The 17160-nt window shown below is 37.2% G+C and carries 15 protein-coding genes, 1 tRNA gene, 1 other RNA gene and 1 pseudogene; 13 read left to right on the top strand and 5 right to left on the bottom strand.

All coding sequences use genetic code 11. The features are described from left to right. Positions 1-390 precede the first annotated feature (390 nt). The 9 genes and pseudogenes from CVT18_RS10090 to CVT18_RS10050 all read left to right on the top strand — a co-directional run bounded on the left by CVT18_RS10090 (position 391) and on the right by CVT18_RS10050 (position 11450). A complete protein-coding gene (locus CVT18_RS10090; RefSeq protein ID WP_072595163.1) occupies positions 391-1791 on the top strand; it encodes an aspartate ammonia-lyase in 1401 nt (466 codons plus the stop codon). Positions 1792-1882: 91 nt separating this feature from the next. Then, positions 1883-3370: an anaerobic C4-dicarboxylate transporter gene (locus CVT18_RS10085; protein ID WP_087586338.1), complete on the top strand. Its 1488-nt coding sequence runs from the start codon at positions 1883-1885 to the stop codon at positions 3368-3370. Between the two features lie 293 nt (positions 3371-3663). Next, a pseudogene (phsA, locus tag CVT18_RS10080) lies at positions 3664-5937 on the top strand (thiosulfate reductase PhsA). Positions 5938-5946: 9 nt separating this feature from the next. After that, on the top strand, positions 5947-6510 hold the full coding sequence (locus tag CVT18_RS10075) for a 4Fe-4S dicluster domain-containing protein (RefSeq protein WP_072595164.1): 564 nt from the start codon (positions 5947-5949) through the stop codon (positions 6508-6510). After that, positions 6503-7438, top strand: a complete 936-nt coding sequence (gene nrfD / locus CVT18_RS10070) for an NrfD/PsrC family molybdoenzyme membrane anchor subunit (protein WP_103628448.1) — start codon at positions 6503-6505, stop codon at positions 7436-7438. Before CVT18_RS10075 ends, nrfD begins: the two co-directional genes overlap by 8 nt. A 90-nt stretch (positions 7439-7528) precedes the next feature. Further along, positions 7529-8197, top strand: coding sequence for a response regulator transcription factor (locus CVT18_RS10065; RefSeq protein WP_103628447.1), 669 nt, complete (start codon positions 7529-7531; stop codon positions 8195-8197). Continuing rightward, the gene (locus tag CVT18_RS10060; protein ID WP_103628446.1) at positions 8181-9287 is read left to right on the top strand and encodes a sensor histidine kinase; all 1107 of its coding nucleotides are present in this window, start codon (positions 8181-8183) and stop codon (positions 9285-9287) included. Before CVT18_RS10065 ends, CVT18_RS10060 begins: the two co-directional genes overlap by 17 nt. A 49-nt stretch (positions 9288-9336) precedes the next feature. Then, complete coding sequence (gene ruvB, locus CVT18_RS10055) at positions 9337-10347, top strand: Holliday junction branch migration DNA helicase RuvB (protein ID WP_021090089.1); 1011 nt, start codon at positions 9337-9339, stop codon at positions 10345-10347. 23 nt (positions 10348-10370) lie between these two features. Beyond that, positions 10371-11450 (top strand): cytochrome C, encoded by a 1080-nt coding sequence (locus tag CVT18_RS10050; RefSeq protein ID WP_107824543.1) that lies wholly within the window; start codon positions 10371-10373, stop codon positions 11448-11450. Here CVT18_RS10050 and CVT18_RS10710 read toward each other — a convergent pair. Continuing rightward, a complete protein-coding gene (locus CVT18_RS10710; RefSeq protein ID WP_258032859.1) occupies positions 11438-11560 on the bottom strand; it encodes a hypothetical protein in 123 nt (40 codons plus the stop codon). The two genes, CVT18_RS10050 and CVT18_RS10710, sit on opposite strands and share 13 nt — an antisense overlap. A gap of 106 nt (positions 11561-11666) precedes the next feature. Here CVT18_RS10710 and CVT18_RS10045 point away from each other — a divergent pair, with 106 nt between their 5' ends. Genes CVT18_RS10045 through CVT18_RS10035 form a run of 3 tightly spaced genes read left to right on the top strand, consistent with a single transcriptional unit; the run spans position 11667 to position 13974 of the window. Next, the gene (locus tag CVT18_RS10045) at positions 11667-12707 is read left to right on the top strand and encodes an AI-2E family transporter (RefSeq protein ID WP_103576258.1); all 1041 of its coding nucleotides are present in this window, start codon (positions 11667-11669) and stop codon (positions 12705-12707) included. A gap of 15 nt (positions 12708-12722) precedes the next feature. Continuing rightward, a complete protein-coding gene (locus tag CVT18_RS10040) occupies positions 12723-13094 on the top strand; it encodes an HIT family protein (protein ID WP_103628445.1) in 372 nt (123 codons plus the stop codon). Then, a complete protein-coding gene (locus CVT18_RS10035) occupies positions 13087-13974 on the top strand; it encodes a cache domain-containing protein (RefSeq protein WP_072595171.1) in 888 nt (295 codons plus the stop codon). Before CVT18_RS10040 ends, CVT18_RS10035 begins: the two co-directional genes overlap by 8 nt. A 45-nt stretch (positions 13975-14019) precedes the next feature. On the opposite strand, the gene ssrA is transcribed toward CVT18_RS10035, so the two are convergent. Together ssrA and CVT18_RS10025 are read right to left on the bottom strand one after the other, a co-directional pair. Then, positions 14020-14378, bottom strand: a transfer-messenger RNA (tmRNA) gene (gene ssrA / locus CVT18_RS10030). A gap of 26 nt (positions 14379-14404) precedes the next feature. After that, entirely contained in the window at positions 14405-14809 is a 405-nt protein-coding gene (locus tag CVT18_RS10025) for a phosphorelay protein (protein WP_087577651.1), read from the bottom strand. A gap of 85 nt (positions 14810-14894) precedes the next feature. Here CVT18_RS10025 and panB point away from each other — a divergent pair, with 85 nt between their 5' ends. Beyond that, positions 14895-15704, top strand: a complete 810-nt coding sequence (panB, locus tag CVT18_RS10020) for a 3-methyl-2-oxobutanoate hydroxymethyltransferase (RefSeq protein WP_103628444.1) — start codon at positions 14895-14897, stop codon at positions 15702-15704. 47 nt (positions 15705-15751) lie between these two features. On the opposite strand, the gene CVT18_RS10015 is transcribed toward panB, so the two are convergent. Together CVT18_RS10015 and CVT18_RS10010 are read right to left on the bottom strand one after the other, a co-directional pair. After that, positions 15752-16771: a bifunctional 3,4-dihydroxy-2-butanone 4-phosphate synthase/GTP cyclohydrolase II gene (locus CVT18_RS10015; RefSeq protein ID WP_103628443.1), complete on the bottom strand. Its 1020-nt coding sequence runs from the start codon at positions 16769-16771 to the stop codon at positions 15752-15754. 264 nt (positions 16772-17035) lie between these two features. Beyond that, positions 17036-17112: transfer RNA gene (locus CVT18_RS10010), tRNA-Asp, on the bottom strand. Positions 17113-17160: the final 48 nt, after the last annotated feature.

Genomic DNA, 17160 nt, shown 5'->3' with positions numbered 1-17160 from the left:
ATGGTGATATTTACTTAGTTTTTACTTTCTAAAGTAATATTAGAAATAAAATTTAACTTTATTTTTTATATTTTTGGATATAAAAAGTGTGATTTAATATTTATTTTATGTTATTTTTCTATATATTTACCTTTTAAGCTTAAAAATTTAAATAAATTTGAGCTAATTATGAGCTTTTTATATAATAAAAAAGTGATATTATTATTAAAATAACAATTTATCTAAGCTATATTATTAAATATAGCTTAAAAGCTACTATAAAATTTTCTCTAAAAGTCGTTTTATCTAGGCTAAAAGTCAAAGCTTAAAAAAAATAAGTAGTAATTAATATTTAAAATATTAAATATCTATATAATTTCATTAATACATTTTTTTATAAGGAGAATGGTTATGGCAACCAGAAAAGAACACGATTTTATAGGTGAGTTGGAAATCTCTGACGATTTTTATTATGGTATCCAAACATTTAGAGCTACCGAAAATTTTCACATGAGTGGTAGAACTTTAAAAGAGTATCCATATTTTGTAAAAGCATTTGCACAAATCAAAAAAGCAGCTGCACTTGCAAATAAAGAGGTTGGCGTTTTAGATCCTAAGATCGCTGATACTCTAGCAAAAGCCGCTGATAGAGTAATAGCTGGTGAGTTTTTAGATCAATTTGTGGTTGATATGGTTCAAGGTGGTGCTGGAACAAGTACAAACATGAATGCAAACGAGGTTATTACAAATATCGCACTTGAGAGCATGGGTCATAAAAAAGGTGAGTATCAATACATCCATCCTAACGATCATACAAACCTTGGACAAAGCACAAACGACACTTACCCAAGCTCAATAAAAGTAGCAACTTACGCAAAACTTACTGATTTGCTTGCTGCGATGAATCTGCTAAAAGATGAACTTGATAAAAAAGCAAAAGATTTTAAAGATATCATTAAAATGGGTAGAACTGAGCTTGAAGACGCAGTTCCTACAACACTTGGAAATACATTTAATGCATTTGCAAGCTACATTAAGAGCGATATAGAAAAGATCACAGCTGCACGCGAGTCAATGACATATCTAAATATGGGTGCAACTGCGATTGGTACAGGTATTAACTGCCACCCTGATTATAAAAATGTAGTTGTTAAAAAGTTAAAAGATATCACTGGTGTCGATTTCAAAAAAGCTGATGATTTCATCGCAGCTACACAAGATACAGCAGACTTTGTTCACGTAAGTGGTGCGTTAAAAACTGCAGCTGTCCGCCTAAGCAAGATCGCAAACGACCTTCGTTTGATGAATTCAGGCCCAAGATGCGGTCTTGGTGAGATAAATTTACCGCAAATGCAACCAGGCAGCTCAATCATGCCAGGCAAAGTAAACCCAGTTATCGCTGAGGTTGTAGGCGAAGCGTGCTATGAAGTAATCGGTAACGACGTAACTATCATGCTTTGCTCAGAAAGAGGCGAATTTGAGCTAAATGCGTTTGAGCCAGGCATCGCTTATGCGCTATTTAACTCTATATTTATCCTTGAAAATGCGATGAAAACACTAGCTGAAAAAGCTGTAAGAAAACTAACAGCAAATCCTGAAGCTTGCTTAAAATCAGTTCTAGGCTCAGTTGGTATCGTAACTGCGTTTAACCCATACATCGGTTACGAAAAATCAGCAAGTATTGCTAAAGAAGCTTTGCAAACTGGTAAAGCAGTTGGTGATATCTGCCTAGAGAGAGGTTATCTAAGCAAAGAAGAGATCGATAAAATTTTAGAGCCAAAAAATATGCTAAATCCAAGCATGGTTAGGTAAAAATTTAAGCAAAGTATTATTAAAAGCGTGTCAAAATTCTGACACGCTTAAGTAAAAATTTTAGTTATAAAATTTAATAGAGGAGTTTTCAATGGATATTTCATTGATATTACAGTTGATCGTACTCTTTGGTGCGATATTCTTGGGTGTTAGACTAGGCGGTATGGCCATTGGTTATGCTGGTGGCATTGGCGTCGTAGTTTTAACTTTAGGACTTGGATTAAAAGCAGGTAGTATACCTTGGGATGTTATTTTAATCATTATGTCCGTTATAGCTGCTATTACAGCGATGCAAGTAGCTGGTGGCCTTGATTATTTGGTGCAAATAGCCGAAGGGATACTAAGAAAACATCCAAAATATATAAATTTCTTAGCCCCGGTCGTTACTTACTTGCTAACTGTATTTGCCGGTACTGGACACACAGCATTTTCTATGATTCCAGTTATTACCGAAGTTGCAAAGACACAAAATATTAAGCCTAGCGCGCCTCTTAGTATAGCTGTTGTTGCTAGTCAGATAGCTATTACTGCAAGCCCGGTTTCAGCAGCGGTTGTATTTATGGCTGGTGAGCATGCCTTGGGCGGACTTGGCATTAGCTATCCATTACTATTAGCTATCTGGATACCTACAACTTTTATTGGTTGTATGCTAACAGCTCTTGTTATAAATATATTTTATAATCTTGATCTAAGTAGCGATAAAGAGTATCAAAGAAGACTTAAAGAAGGGCTAATCAAAGATGTTAAAATTGAAGAGAAAAAAGAGCTTCCAAAAGGAGCTAAACTTTCTGTTTTAATATTCCTAGTTGGCGTTATCTCTGTCGTTTTATACGCTACTGCTATTAGTAAAAACGTAGGTTGGATAAAACCAAGCTATGTAACAGGTTATGAAAAGATTTATGAGACCAAAAGTCCAGATAAATTTAATGAACTAGTCGCAAAAGATATAAAAGTCAAAACCGACTCAACTACTAATGTAAAATATGTAGAAGATCCAGATAAGCCTACAAAGACGTTGGTATTAACTAGAGATAACGCTATTATGAGCTTTATGCTAGTTATCGCTACTTTAATCACACTAACTTGTGGCGTTAAAGTCGATAAGCTATTTAATACAGCTACATTTAAAAGCGGTATGACCGCGTGCGTCTGCGTGCTAGGTGTAGCGTGGCTTGGAGATACTTTCGTGGTAAATCATACCGATGCGATCAAAAATTTTGCCGGCGATTTTGTTAAAGACTATCCGTTTATGCTAGCTGTTGCGCTATTTTTTGCTAGTATGCTTCTTTATTCTCAAGCCGCTACCGCAAAGGCGCTTATTCCTACAGTTATAGCCGCACTTGGTTTAACTGCTGCAAATAACGGTGACGCATATATTTTAGTTGCATCATTTGCTGCAGTTTCAGCATTGTTTGTGTTGCCAACATATCCGACACTTCTTGGAGCCGTTCAAATGGATGATACTGGAACAACTAGGATAGGTAAATATATATTCAACCACTCCTTTTTTATTCCAGGCGTTTTAGCTATTGCTTTTTCTGTTGCACTTGGATTTTTGATAGCTCCGATACTTTTATAAGTATTTTAACTCAAACTTAAGCCGAGATCTCTCTCGGCTTTTTTAAATCCCTTTAAAATTTTTAATTTCTATTCAAAATCCTTAATCAAAATTTTATATTCAAAATTTTTATAAGATCGCGTTAAAAATTATATTAATTAAATCTATCATTTTTAGAATTTTATTCATTTTGATATTAAAATACCAAATTTTTAAAATTAAAAATCTAAATATAAATATTAAGTAAAATTTAATTTTATTTTCAACTTTAAATACTAGAATAACTAAAGGCAAATATCTTTAAAGGGAGAAAGATGAGCTTAAATAGATGAGAATTTTTAAAATTCGGTGCTGGAGTTAGTATGGTTGCATCGTCCTTACCGGGTGGTGCTTTGGAAAATGCTGCAAAGCAAGATGAGAAGTACGTCCGTAGCTTTTGCGAGATGTGCTCTTCAAGATGCCCTATCGAAGCAAAGGTCGTTGATAATAAAATTTGCTTCTTAAGCGGTAATCCAAAAGCTGGCGGTACAGCGACTTCGCTTTGTGCAAGAGGTGGCTCTGGTTTTAGTCAGCTTTATGACGAAAATAGAGTCAAAAAGCCTTTGATCAGGGTTGGTGAGAGAGGCGAAAATAAGTGGCGCGAGGCCAGCTGGGACGAAGCACTTGATCTAGTTGCTTCAAAAATGCTTGAGATAAAGCAAAAGTACGGCCCTGAAAGCTTTGTCTTTACCTGTAAAAGCTCGCAAACGCATAAGCTAATGGTAAATTTTGCCTCATCTTACGGCTCGCCAAACTGCTTTTCACACTTTTCGTGCTGCCCGATCACATATCAAATGGTCTGTGAGCAGATGTACGGCATAGCTAAGCTAAAAAGAGACTTTGCAAACGCAAAATATGTTGTAAATTTTGGTCACAACCTCTTTGAAGGTATCGTCATAGCCGATGCTAAAAAGCTTGCTAAATTTGCAGCCAAAAAAGATACAAAGCTACTTGTGCTTGAGCCAAGATTTAGCGTAGTGGCTTCAAAGGCTGATGAGTGGCTGCCAGTTAGACCTGGTACCGATCTGGCTTTTGTGCTAGCTATCATAAATACATGGATACAAAATGGCACTTACGATAAAGAATTTATAGAAAAATTTACAACCGGCTTTGATGAGATCGTTAAAAGCGTAGAGGGCAAAACGCCTGAATGGCAAGAGGCGATCACCGGCATAAAAGCAAGTGATGTTAGACGCATCGCTGATGAAATTTATAAAGCTGCCCCAAGAGTTATTTTTGATTTTGGGCATAAGACAACCACCACAAAAGCTGAATATATGAGGACAAAGGCCATCATGGTGGCAAATGCGATGATGGGTAACTGGGAGGTTAAAGGCGGTCTTTTTGGTGGCAAAAACGCAAAAACCTTTAACAAGCTAGTCGGCGAGGATAAATTCCCCGTTCTTAAAAATCCAGATGAGAAATTTAAAGTACCAAAAGTCACTAGACTAGACTTCGCTGGCGAGACTGGTAGGCATAAATTTGTAAGCAGAAAACATGGCGTTTTGATGGATATAAATGACGCTATCTTAAACGAAAAGCCTTACGCCATAAAAGGCTGGTTTAACATTCGATTTAATCACCTCATAAACGTTGCTGAGACGATGAAGAGCATAGAGGCTATGAAGAAGCTTGATTTTATCGTGGTAAGTGATGTCTATCTAAACGATATGGCGACCTTTGCTGATGTTATCTTACCTGAGAGTAGCTACCTAGAGCGCGACGAAGGCATAGAGGATAAGTCAGGTCTAAAGCCAGCTTATATGATAAGAAATAAAGTTATTGATCCAGTTGGCGACACGAAGGATGGGGCGTTTATCTTTAGAGAGCTAGCACGCCGCATGAAGATAGATGAGCTTTACACTTGGAATGACATACGTGAGTTTAGGATGCAACAAGCTGGCGGAGATGTAAATTTACTTGCCACACTAGAAAAAGATGGCTTTATCACGTGGGACGAGCCGGGAATTTTGTTTAGAGAAAAAGGCATGATCGATAAATTTGTCGCTAAATATCCAGTCGCTGCTAAATTCGTAGGCGAAAATGGTCTAATGGATGATATGGCTAAGCTTAAAACAAAAAGTGGCAAGATAGAGCTATTTTTACCTGATGTCGAGGCACAGTTTGCAGGATATGGCGCGCTAAATGACAAAGATATGGACACATTTGACGGACATGATCTTTGCTTAACTTGCGGCAAAACACCTATTCATACCAATGGACATACTCAGGCGGTGCCGTCGCTTCATGATCTTATGAGTGATAGCCCTATCTGGATAAATCCAAAAACAGCTAAACGTAAAAATTTACGCGACGGCGACACGGTCTTAGTCAAAAATAAATTTGGCGAGCAAAAGGGTAAGCTCATGGTGACCGAGGGCATTAGAGAAGATACACTCTTTATCTATCACGGCTTTGGACACATCACTCCAGCTCTTAAGAGTATAGATCACGTGGGACTTAACACAAGCGTGCTTCTCGATCCAGCCGAAGGGCCAGTGGCTGCAACCATGGTTACAAATGTTGGCGTTAGTATAAGTAAAGCGTAAGGATAGAAAATGAAAAAATATATGATGATACATGATGAAAATTTATGCATCGGCTGTCAAGGCTGCTCGGTAGCTTGCAGAAGTGCAAACAACGTACCAAGGGGGCTTTACCGCTTGCAGGTGCATGCAAAGATGAGTGGGACATTTCCAAATTTAAAGACTGACTTTTTGCGTCAAAGCTGTGTTATGTGCGAAGATGCACCTTGTGTTGAGGTTTGCCCAACTGGCGCTAGCTTTAAAACGGCTGATGGCGTAACGCTGCTTGATCATAGAATTTGCGTTAGTTGCAAATACTGCATCCTGGCCTGTCCATACGACGCTCGTTATGTCTTGCCAAATGGCGAAATAGGCAAATGCACATTTTGCTATGAGAGTAGGCTAGAAGAGGGCAAAGAGCCAGCTTGTGTTAGCGTCTGCCCTACAAATGCCCTAACTTTTGGCGACGTAAATGATGAAAACTCTAAAATTTCAAAGAAATTAAAAGAGAGTAAATACTACTTGCCAAAAGCGGAGCTAAATACAAAACCTTCACTTGCGATGATTGCAAATACAAAAGGAGCACACCATGAATAACATGTCAGGAAGCCTAGCTCAATACTCTGAAATTTACTGGGGCTGGCCGATAGCCGTTTATCTATTTTTAGCAGGACTTAGTGCGGGTGCTAGCATCGTTGCTGTGCTCATTTCAAAAAAATATGGCAAAGAGAACTACTACTTTAAAGCAGCCGCTCTTATCGCTCCATTAGCGATCATTCTTGGACTTGCTCTTTTGGTGCTTGATCTTGGCAAGCCGCTTAGCTTTTACTGGATACTTTTGCTTTACAACTTCGACTCAGTCATGTCAATAGGCGTTGCACTGCTTCTAGTTTATACGCCTCTTAGCGTTATATACGTGCTTGGCGCATTTAAAAATGAGATTGCATTGCTTAAAATTTCTCTTTTTGACATGGTTGCAAATTTAGCTAGCAAGCTTTCAAGCCTACTTGAAATTTTGCTTTTTATCCTAGGCATTGGCGTTGGTGCATATACAGGCTTTTTGCTAAGCGCAGCTCACAAGATCGCACTTTGGAATACATCAGTCTTGCCGGTATTATTTTTAGTATCAGGCTTGAGTTGTGCTGGTGCATTTACGTTACTTGTTGGCGTGCTAAAAGATAAGGTAAAAAGACAAAACGATATTGCACACTATTTATTAAAATTTGATTTTTTTGCGATTATTGCTGAGTTTTTGCTCATAGTTGCTCTATTTATGGTTGTAAAAAGCGCAAGCACAAGTGGAGCGGAGAGCGTAGCAAACGCACTTAGCGTAAATTCACTTGGGCTGATGTTTTATATTGGTGTCATAGGTTTTGGTATGGCTTTACCTATCATTTTAGACTTAAGCGTTTTAAAGGTGCATGATTTTAAACGTGAATTTGCTGTGATCAACGCATTATTCGTAATATGTGGCGTCTTTTTGCTAAGGTGTTACATTGTCTATGCGGGGCAAATTTTTATTTAATACTTAAAAAATAATTTTAATTTTGAATTTACCTATTAAATATTACAATAGGGCTAAATCTTAATAAAACTTATTTTTTAGGAGAGAGATTTGAAAATTTTGCTTTTAGAAGATGATTTAGGGTTTCAAGAGAGCGTCTGTGAGTTTTTGCAGACGCTTGATTATGAAGTTACAGCGGTGAGCGATGGCCAAGAAGCGTGTGATCTGATAGAGAAAAATTTCTATCATCTTTTTATACTTGATATAAAAGTGCCTGGCGTAAATGGACATGAGGTTATCAAGTATATAAGGAGTTTAAATCCAAGCGCTCCTATCATGATAACAACATCTTTAGTTGATATAGGCGATATGGCTATTGGCTATGAGCTTGGCTGTAACGAATACCTAAAAAAGCCATTTGAGCTTGCTGAGCTTAAATTTAGAGTTGCTGAGCTTATGAGAAAGTACTATGGCACTGATGATAAAAACATAGTAAAGATAAATGACGAGTTTAGCTTTAACCTAAACAAGCGTGCACTATTTAAAAACGGCAAAATGGTCGATCTTAGTGCAAAAGAAGTTGCACTTGTTGAGTGTCTAGTTTCACATCTAAATTCTTACGTCAGCATGGAAGAGTTAAGAGATCTTGTCTGGAATGATAAAGAGATAGAAGGCGCTGATATCAGAATGCACGTTTTAAAGATAAGAAACAAAACAACTAGTGACTTTATCACTTCAAAGAGGCGTATAGGCTACAAGATAGATGCACAAGAGCTTTAAGATCCAGGTCATAGCGACATTTGTGATAATGTCGCTTTTTTGTTTTCAAAGCTTTGTGATCTTAAATTTAAGCCAAAAAAATAGCACTTCAAAAGCTCTTTTTGGTGCGATGAAGCATGAAACCATCATCAAAAATTCATTTTTAAAAAATGAAAATATAACTCCTTCTTTAAAGTATAAATTTGCAATCTATGATGTAAATTTTAATCCAATTATTTCAAATCTCTCCAAGCAGCCAAGCAACTTTAAATTTGTAACACTTGAAGAAAATGGCTTCTTGTTTTATAAAAGCTTTTTTATAAAGGATAAAACGCCTTATTACATTGTCGTTGAAAAAGAGCTTGATAATGAAAAAAGTATATTTCTAGCGGCACTTATGCTCCTTGTCATCCTTGTGGCTGTGCTTTTTATCGTCTATTTTTTATATCTAAGTAGCGTTAAGCCTTATAAAGAGTTTCAAAAGTATATGAATAACTTCTTTAATGACGCCATGCACGAGCTAAAGACCCCACTTGGCGTAGCTGGCATGAACCTTGAGATGCTTGGACTTGAAAACAAGTATATAACCCGTATCAAAAATGCCCTAAAACAGATGCAAATAACCTACGAAGATGTCGAATACTTCATAAAGCGAGGCTACATAAAATTTCCACTTGAGCGGCTAAATTTAGGCGAATACATAATAGAGCGAGTGAAATTTCTCTCAAGTGTGGCTGAAGTTAAGCACATCGTGGTAAAGACAAATTTAGAAGGCGATGCATTTACTATGCTAAGCAAGGTCGAAGCTCAGCGCATCATCGACAACACCATAACAAACGCCATAAAATACAGCCAAAAAGAGAGCGAGATAATAGTAAATTTAGAGCTTGAAGCAGACCGCATAAGTCTTAGTGTGCAGGACTTTGGCAAGGGGATAAAGGACGTCAAAAAGGTCTGGAAAAGATACGTCAGAGAGGATGAAATCCAAGGCGGCTTTGGCCTTGGGCTAAATATTGTCAGTGAAATTTGCCAAAAACATGACATTTTATACGGCGTTGATAGCGTCTACGGCGAGGGCAGCACCTTTTATTATAAATTTAAACGAGCTTAAATTAAGCATAAAAGCGTAAAATGAAGCCTTAAATTTAGAAGGAAAAACTTTGGATAGAATCGTTGAAATCGAAAAAGTAAGCTTTGAAAATGACTTTGAAGTCTCGCTTAGACCGACAAAATTTGAAGACTATATCGGACAAGAAAAGATCAAGCAAAATTTAGACGTCTTTATAAAAGCAGCCAAAAAGCGAAATGAGTGCCTAGATCACGTGCTATTTTACGGCCCTCCAGGACTTGGTAAAACAACCCTTGCTCACATCATAGCAAACGAAATGGGCGTAAGTATAAAAATGACTGCAGCGCCAATGATAGAAAAGAGTGGCGACCTGGCGGCGATCCTTACAAATTTACAAGAGGGCGACGTGCTTTTTATCGATGAGATCCACCGTCTAAGCCCAGCTATCGAGGAGGTGCTTTACCCTGCGATGGAGGACTTTAGGCTAGACATTATCATAGGCTCTGGCCCAGCTGCCCAGACTATCAAGATAGACTTGCCAAAATTTACGCTCATTGGTGCAACGACGCGTGCTGGCATGATCTCAGCACCTTTAAGAGACCGCTTTGGGATGGATTTTAGGCTACAGTTTTACACAAGCAGTGAGCTAAGTCGTATCGTGCAGATCGCCTCAGCTAAGCTTGGCAAAGAGTGTGACAAAAATGCCTCTTTAGAGATCGCCAAACGCTCACGTGCCACGCCTAGGATCGCTCTTAGATTGCTAAAGCGAATTCGCGACTTTGCCGAGGTAAATGACGAGCAAATCATCAGCCACGAGCGTGCAAAAGAAGGACTTAACGCACTTGGTGTAAATTCGCTTGGATTTGATGAGATGGATATTAGGTATTTAGAAATTTTGATGCAAGCAAGGCGCCGTCCTATGGGGCTTAGCACGATAGCTGCGGCACTTAGTGAGGACGAGGGCACGGTTGAGGATGTCATCGAGCCATATTTGCTTGCAAATGGCTTTATCGAGCGCACCGCAAAGGGTAGAATCGCGAGTGCGAAGTGCTTTGAGACCTTTAATGTCAAGATCGATATCGAAAAAGGGCTTTTTGAGTAGCAAAATTTAAATTTGGAGCAAAAATGGGCGAGCCACATCTTTGTCCTAAGTGCAAGCAAAGGACGATTTACTTTGATGGGATCTGCTATGATTGCAGACAAAAAGAGAAGCTGGAGTTTTATCAAGGCTTAAGCAAAGATGAGATCAAACAAAAGTTAAAAAATGTCCTAGCTCACACAGGCGAGATAGGCAAATATGATGAAATTTACAGCGATCTTGTCTATATTTTCTACCTGCATGGCATTTGCGACGAGCAGATAATAAAAGAAGTGACCAAGCAGGGCGAGTACTATCCGTTTGAAATTTACAAAAACGCCTCAAGTGATGTAAGAGATGAGCTCATAAATAGTCTAAATGGCGCTGAGAATATGGTAAAAATCAATCACATCCTTTGCGCACTTGCCTGGCAGGGCGATGAGGTGGTAAGGGAGCTATTTTTTAAGCTCTATAAAGCGCCAAAGCCTTGGAAAGCAAAGCTTTACGTCGATACTGACGCGTACGCTCAGGTTGCTGGCTGGAGCTTTGATGAGAGCGGCAAGAGAAAAAGCCTAGTTTTTGATAAGTGTTTTACATGTGAGTCAAGCCAAAACGCAGATGCAAGCATTAAATTTAAAGCAGCAAATGATGAAAAATGTAAATTTTGTAACAGCGAGATGCTGGAATTTACAATCAAAAAAGAGAGCCTAAAGCGACTTGGGCTAGAGCTTAAAAACGACGCTGTGCTTAAATTTTGCCCGACATGCGTTAGCCTTGTGCAGTATTTTTGCCAAAATGACGGCAATAGCGTGCAAACAGAGATAGTGGGCGAGGGTGATAGTGAAGATTATTTAAGAGATGCTGTGGCAACGCTCGATGGGCAAAAATTTGAGCTAGCTAGCGAGGTTTGCGCTCACTACTCATATATGATAGATAGCGAAATTTTACTTGGTGGATATCCGCAGTGGGAGCAAGATTCTGAGCATTTAAAATGTCCAAAATGTAGCAAAAGCATGAAATATCTAGCGCAAATTCCTCTTGGAAGTCTAGTAGATGGCGAGGGAACTATATATGTTCAAATCTGTGATGAGTGTGGGATCATTGGGGCAAATTTTCAATGCACGTAAAAGGCTAAATTTATAGGAGCTTTTGAGCTAGAAATTTTGCGTAAAACTATAAATTTATCTAAATTTACTAAGCACCAGTAGCATGCTAGAAATGCCAAAAGCCTAGCCACACTTGCTAGCTTTGCAAGCTTGATGGCAAAGAGATTGAGCAAATTTGTGAAGCAAATTAGCAGCTTTGATAAATTTGCTATAATTACCCCATTTTAAGGGAGCAAGATGAACAATAGACTATTTTTTGGAATTTTTGTATTTTGTGCTTTGGCTTTAGTGGTCTATCTTTTTAAACCATATCTGCTTGATATTTTTATCGCTGCACTGCTTGCTGTCGCGGTTTCAAATGTCCAAATCGCATTTTTATCGCTCACTAAAAACCGCAAGACGCTTTCATCGGCTCTTACCACATCTGTACTTCTTTGCTTATTTATCGCCCCACTTCTTTATGCGGTGGTTGAGATCGCAAAATACGCAGCTGGCTTTGATATAAACAATGTCACAAAGACTATCGAATTTATCAAAAATTATGATTTTAGGATGCCTGAGTCGATAAATTTTTTAGAGCCAAAGATAAAAGAATTTATCGGTGGACTTGATATTAAGATGCTTTTTTCTCAACTTGCGACAAATCTTGCAAGCCTGGGCAAGTTAAGCCTTAAATTTGGCGTTGATATGATCATTATTTTGGTCTTTTTCTTCTTTTGCAATCTTTATGGCAATGAACTAATCAGCTATCTAAAATATGCACTTCCGCTAAAGCAAGATGACACAGAGTCTATTTTAAGCGAAGTTGGTAACGTGATGAGTGTCGTTTTTTACTCAACCATTGCAAATATGATAATCCAAGGCTTTTTATTTGCTATTATCACAAGCTTTTACGGCTATGACGGCGTGCTAACTGGCATCTTTTTTAGCTTTGCTTCACTAATCCCAGTTGTTGGCGGTATTTTGGCGTGGGCGCCTATTAGCATTTATGAGTTTGCAAATGGCAACACAGCAGCAGCGATAACTATCGCAATTTATACGATCGTAGTGATCTCATTTGCAGCTGATACGCTTTTAAAGCCACTTGTTATTAAATTTATAAACTCAAAGCTAGTCAAAATACCAACAAAGATAAATGAACTTCTTATATTCTTTGCGATGCTCGCAGGTATCACGACATTTGGGTTTTGGGGTGTGATCCTTGGACCGGCGATTGTGACATTTTTTATCTCGACTATCAAGCTTTATACGCTTTTAAGAGAGAGAAATTTTGTATAAAAAATAGGAACAAATATGATCTATGAAGATAAATTTATAAAAATCGAGCGTGAAGACAACGAACTTCCATGGATAAAAATTTTTACCATTAAGCCATTTCGTGAGCTAAGCGATTGCGATGAAGCGAGTAGGGCAAGGCTATTTGAAGCGATGCTAGTAGCTGAAAAGGCGATGCTTGAGTTTTATAAACCAACCAAAATAAACATTGCAAGCTTTGGAAACTACGTGCCACACGTGCATATTCATGTTATTGCTAGATTTAGTGATGACGCATTTTTCCCAGATAGCGTTTGGGCTAATCCAAAAAGAAAAAGTGAGCTTGTGTTGCCAGAATTTAAGAAATTTGCAAAATTTTTAGAAGAAAAGTTAAGGGCTAGTTTTGAATAAATATAAAAAATATCTTAATTTCTATATCGTTTTTATCTTTATCATAGTACTTGGAGGGCTTTTTTACTTTCTTTACAGCTCTTATATGGCTGAAAAGATGCAAAATAATATGCGAGTCTTTTTCGATTACCAGGTAAAACAGCTTAATAAAAGTATAGATGATGAGAAATTTTCATCAATGGCGATCTCTATCCTGCTTGCTCAAAATGAGTCTATACAAATGTGCTTGCTAGGGCAAAGCCGCGATGAATGTATAAAAAATATCGAAAATTTAACCAAAACCCTTGGCGCAGCATCGATGTATAACAACATTAAGCTTCATATTTATGATAAAGATCTAAAAAGCTATGTAAGGAGTTGGGATCTAAACAGATATGGCGATATGATCGCTAGTAGTAGGTTTTTAGTGCAAGAGTCAAGGCATCAAAACAAGCCCATGGTCGGCATCGAGGCGTGGTATGCTGGAACGCATATAAGGGCTGTCTCAAACGTAATACGTGATGGTAAAATTATTGGCAACATCGAGGTTTTGTTAAATTTTGACTCACTTGGAAATTATTTTAAAAAGCAAGGAATTGATCTATTTGTTCTTTTAGCTAAAGACAAGATGCCATCTCGTAAAAGCATTCCAAGTGATCAAATTTTAAATGATTATTACATCGAAAATTTAAGCAGTGCAAATTTAAACATAGTAGGTTTTTTGCGTGATATTAATTTTAAAGAATATGAATTTTACGTTTATAAAACACACTACTTTTGCGTGGTACCGCTAATAGATGCTAGCAACACGCAGATAGGCTATTATGTGCTTCATGTAAATACCAATGAAAAAGAGCGAAATATTTCACAAAATTATTTCGAGTCAGAAGAGCTTTTTTAATTTAAGCTATTTAATAAAATTTTTATTTGTATTTTTAGATAAAAATGGTGGAAGCGAGGGGGATCGAACCCCTGTCCAAAAACAAAATGCATACAGCCTCTACACGCTTAGCAAAAGTGAAAATTTCATCTAAAAAGGCTCACTTTCCAAAACCAAAATTTAGACTAAGACTAAAATTTCAGCTAGCAAGCAGTCACTTTGCGAGCCTACTCTAGCTAAATTACTTGCTTTTGTCCTAGCTAGAATTAGACTAAGCAAGGCTCAACTGAACTTACGCAGCTTTAGCGTAAGCAGGAGCGAAATTAACGTTGTTTGCGTTTAAATTTAATTTGAGCTTTTTACGCTTTGCTCAAAGCGACGTGCCACCGTACACACTCTGCTCCTGTCGAAGCCAAGTCGCTCCCAAAAAATAAAATGGTTAGTGAATTATTTAGTTAAGTTTTGTAGGCACATCAATGATTTTTGGTTCAAGAACGCTAAAATATTCAAAATCGTTCTCGACGTCATCTTTATATTTATTAAACTGATCGCTAATAAGTAGCAACCAATCTATAAATTTATCATTTGCTGGCCCTTTTAGACTTCTTGCCTCTTGAGTTATCTCTTCAGCTAAAGTTGTAAGCTTTAATATCGGATCAAGATGCATGAATCCTGCTGCTGATTTAATATTATGAAAAATCCTAGTAAGCTCTAGGATGCTATCTTTATATTTATCAGCTCTTCCTAAATTTATTATCAAAGGCTCGAGTAAATCGCACATTAAAGCATAGTGAGATAAAAATTCTTCAACTATATCATAAGAGTAATCTATTTCAAGCCTTTTTAATATACCCATTTTTATATCCTTAAGAAATTGGCGTAATTGTAGCAAAAATTTGATAAAATTGTTAGCCTTTAGCTAAAAATCCTTGGAGCTTGCAATGAAAAATGAAAAAACTCAGAAGAAAAAACTAAGCATAAATGATATAAAAAACAAAAAAGGCATTGAGCCTATTGTAATGATAACTGCCTATGATGCGTTATTTGCTAAGCTTTTTGATGATTATGCTGATATTATTTTGGTTGGCGATAGCTTAAATATGAGTTTTAATATGCAAGAAAGCACGATAGGTGCAGACATGAATACCATGCTTTATCATACAAAGGCCGTTTGTAACGGGGCTAAAAATACTTTTATCATGGCTGATATGCCATTTGGCAGCTATACAAATGAAAAGCAAGTGATAAAAAATGCGATGAAATTTTTCAAACAGACAAATGCCGATGCGGTAAAGCTCGAAGTTGGCATGCACCAAGTAAATTTAGTGAAGCGCCTTTGTGAAGAGGGCATAAACGTTATGGCTCACATTGGCTTAAAGCCTCAGTTTTATAAATTTGAAGGTGGCTATAAGATAAAAGGCAGAAGCGAGATCGAGGCAAAAGAATTAATTGAAGAGGCTTTGGCGTTTGAGCAAGCTGGAGCGTTTGGTATCTTGCTTGAGGGTACGATGAGTAGCGTGGCTAGCGAGATAACAAAGCAAGTTCATATACCAGTTATTGGTATCGGATCTGGGGTAAATGTCGATGGGCAAGTGCTTGTATGGTCTGATATGCTTGGATTTTTTGAAGACTTTAAACCAAAATTTGTAAAACGCTATCTTGATGGAGCGGATATTGTAAGAAAGAGTGTGCAATCCTACGCAAATGATGTAAAAGACAAAATTTTTCCAAGTGAAGAATTTTGCTATTAGGATGATTAATATCCGCGTTAAATAAAAAGCGTAAAAAGGCTATCTATTTAAATTTCTTTATAGCCTTTTATATCAAGACCAAAACCTGCAAGGCTTACAAATTCTTTATTTTTATTTGAGCTTAAAAGCTCAATTTCGTTTATGCCAAAATACTTTAAAATTTGTGCCCCAATGCCATAATCTTTTTGTGAGCTTGCATCGCTTTTATTGCTGTCTAAAAATAGTAACACTCCGCCATTTTTATTTAAAAAATCCAACGACTTTAATAAATTATCAAATTTATCTCCGCTTAAAAGTTCATGGTCTTTGCTTATTTTTTGAAATTTTACATTAGTTTGCGCTTTTATCTCTCCAAAAACATAGGCAGCGTGATTTTTATTTTCGTGATCTTTTATGTCATATCTTTTTGCTTCAAAACCACAGATTTTTACACTCTTTGCGGGCGAAACTTCTATTAAGCTTTCGTGGCTAAGTCTGTATTCTACTAATTCAGAAACGCTTATCATATTTAGGTCAAATTTTTTACAGAATTCCTCCAAATAATCACGTCTTGCCATTGTGCCATCTTCTTTTACGATCTCGCAAATCGCTGCCATTGGACTAACGCCAGCAAGTTTGCAAAGATCAACTGATCCTTCAGTGTGACCTGTACGAACGAGGACGCCGCCTTTTTTTGCAATAAGCGGAAATATATGCCCAGGCCTTACAAAATTTTCAGGCACCGAATCAGTACTAGCAGCAAGTCTAATCGTCATATCACGCTCATAAGCACTTACGCCTGTCGTTGCTTCCTTTGCGTCAATTGTGACAGTAAATGCAGTTTCGTGGCTGGATGTATTTTTAGAAACCATTAGTGGCAAATCAAGTCTTTTTGCGTTTGCTTCATCCATTGCAAGGCAAAGCACACCTTTTGCATGAGTGATCGCAAAATTTACCTTTTGCATATCGCTGCTTGCCGCTGAAAAGACCAAGTCTCCTTCATTCTCACGGTCCTCGTCATCGACCATAATTACCATTTTGCCATTTTTTATATCTTCAATCGCTTTTAATACATTTTCAAATGCCATAAATTTCCCTTATTAAATTTTTACGATTATATTGATTTTTTGATAACTTAGAGATAAAAATATTAATTTTGATTTGTCTTGTATCAATTATTTAGAAATTTTAGAAAAGATTTATTTTTAAATATATGCGATTTAGTAGCGATAAATTAGATTTTATTTTTCAATTTATTTTATATGTAAAATTTTAAAACATAAATTTTTAATAAAATGCACTATTTTTAAGAATAACAATAACTGGAAAAATGGAAGTTAAAGAATAAAAGATGGCGCAGCGGACGGGGCTCGAACCCGCGACCTCCGCCGTGACAGGGCGGCATTCTAACCAACTGAACTACCGCTGCACCTAAAATGGTGGTCGCTATAAGACTCGAACTTATGACATCCACCTT

It is taken from the genome of Campylobacter concisus, from assembly GCF_003048405.1.
Classification (GTDB): Bacteria; Campylobacterota; Campylobacteria; order Campylobacterales; family Campylobacteraceae; genus Campylobacter_A; species Campylobacter_A concisus_Q.
This window is presented reverse-complemented; position numbering and strand designations above follow the sequence as displayed.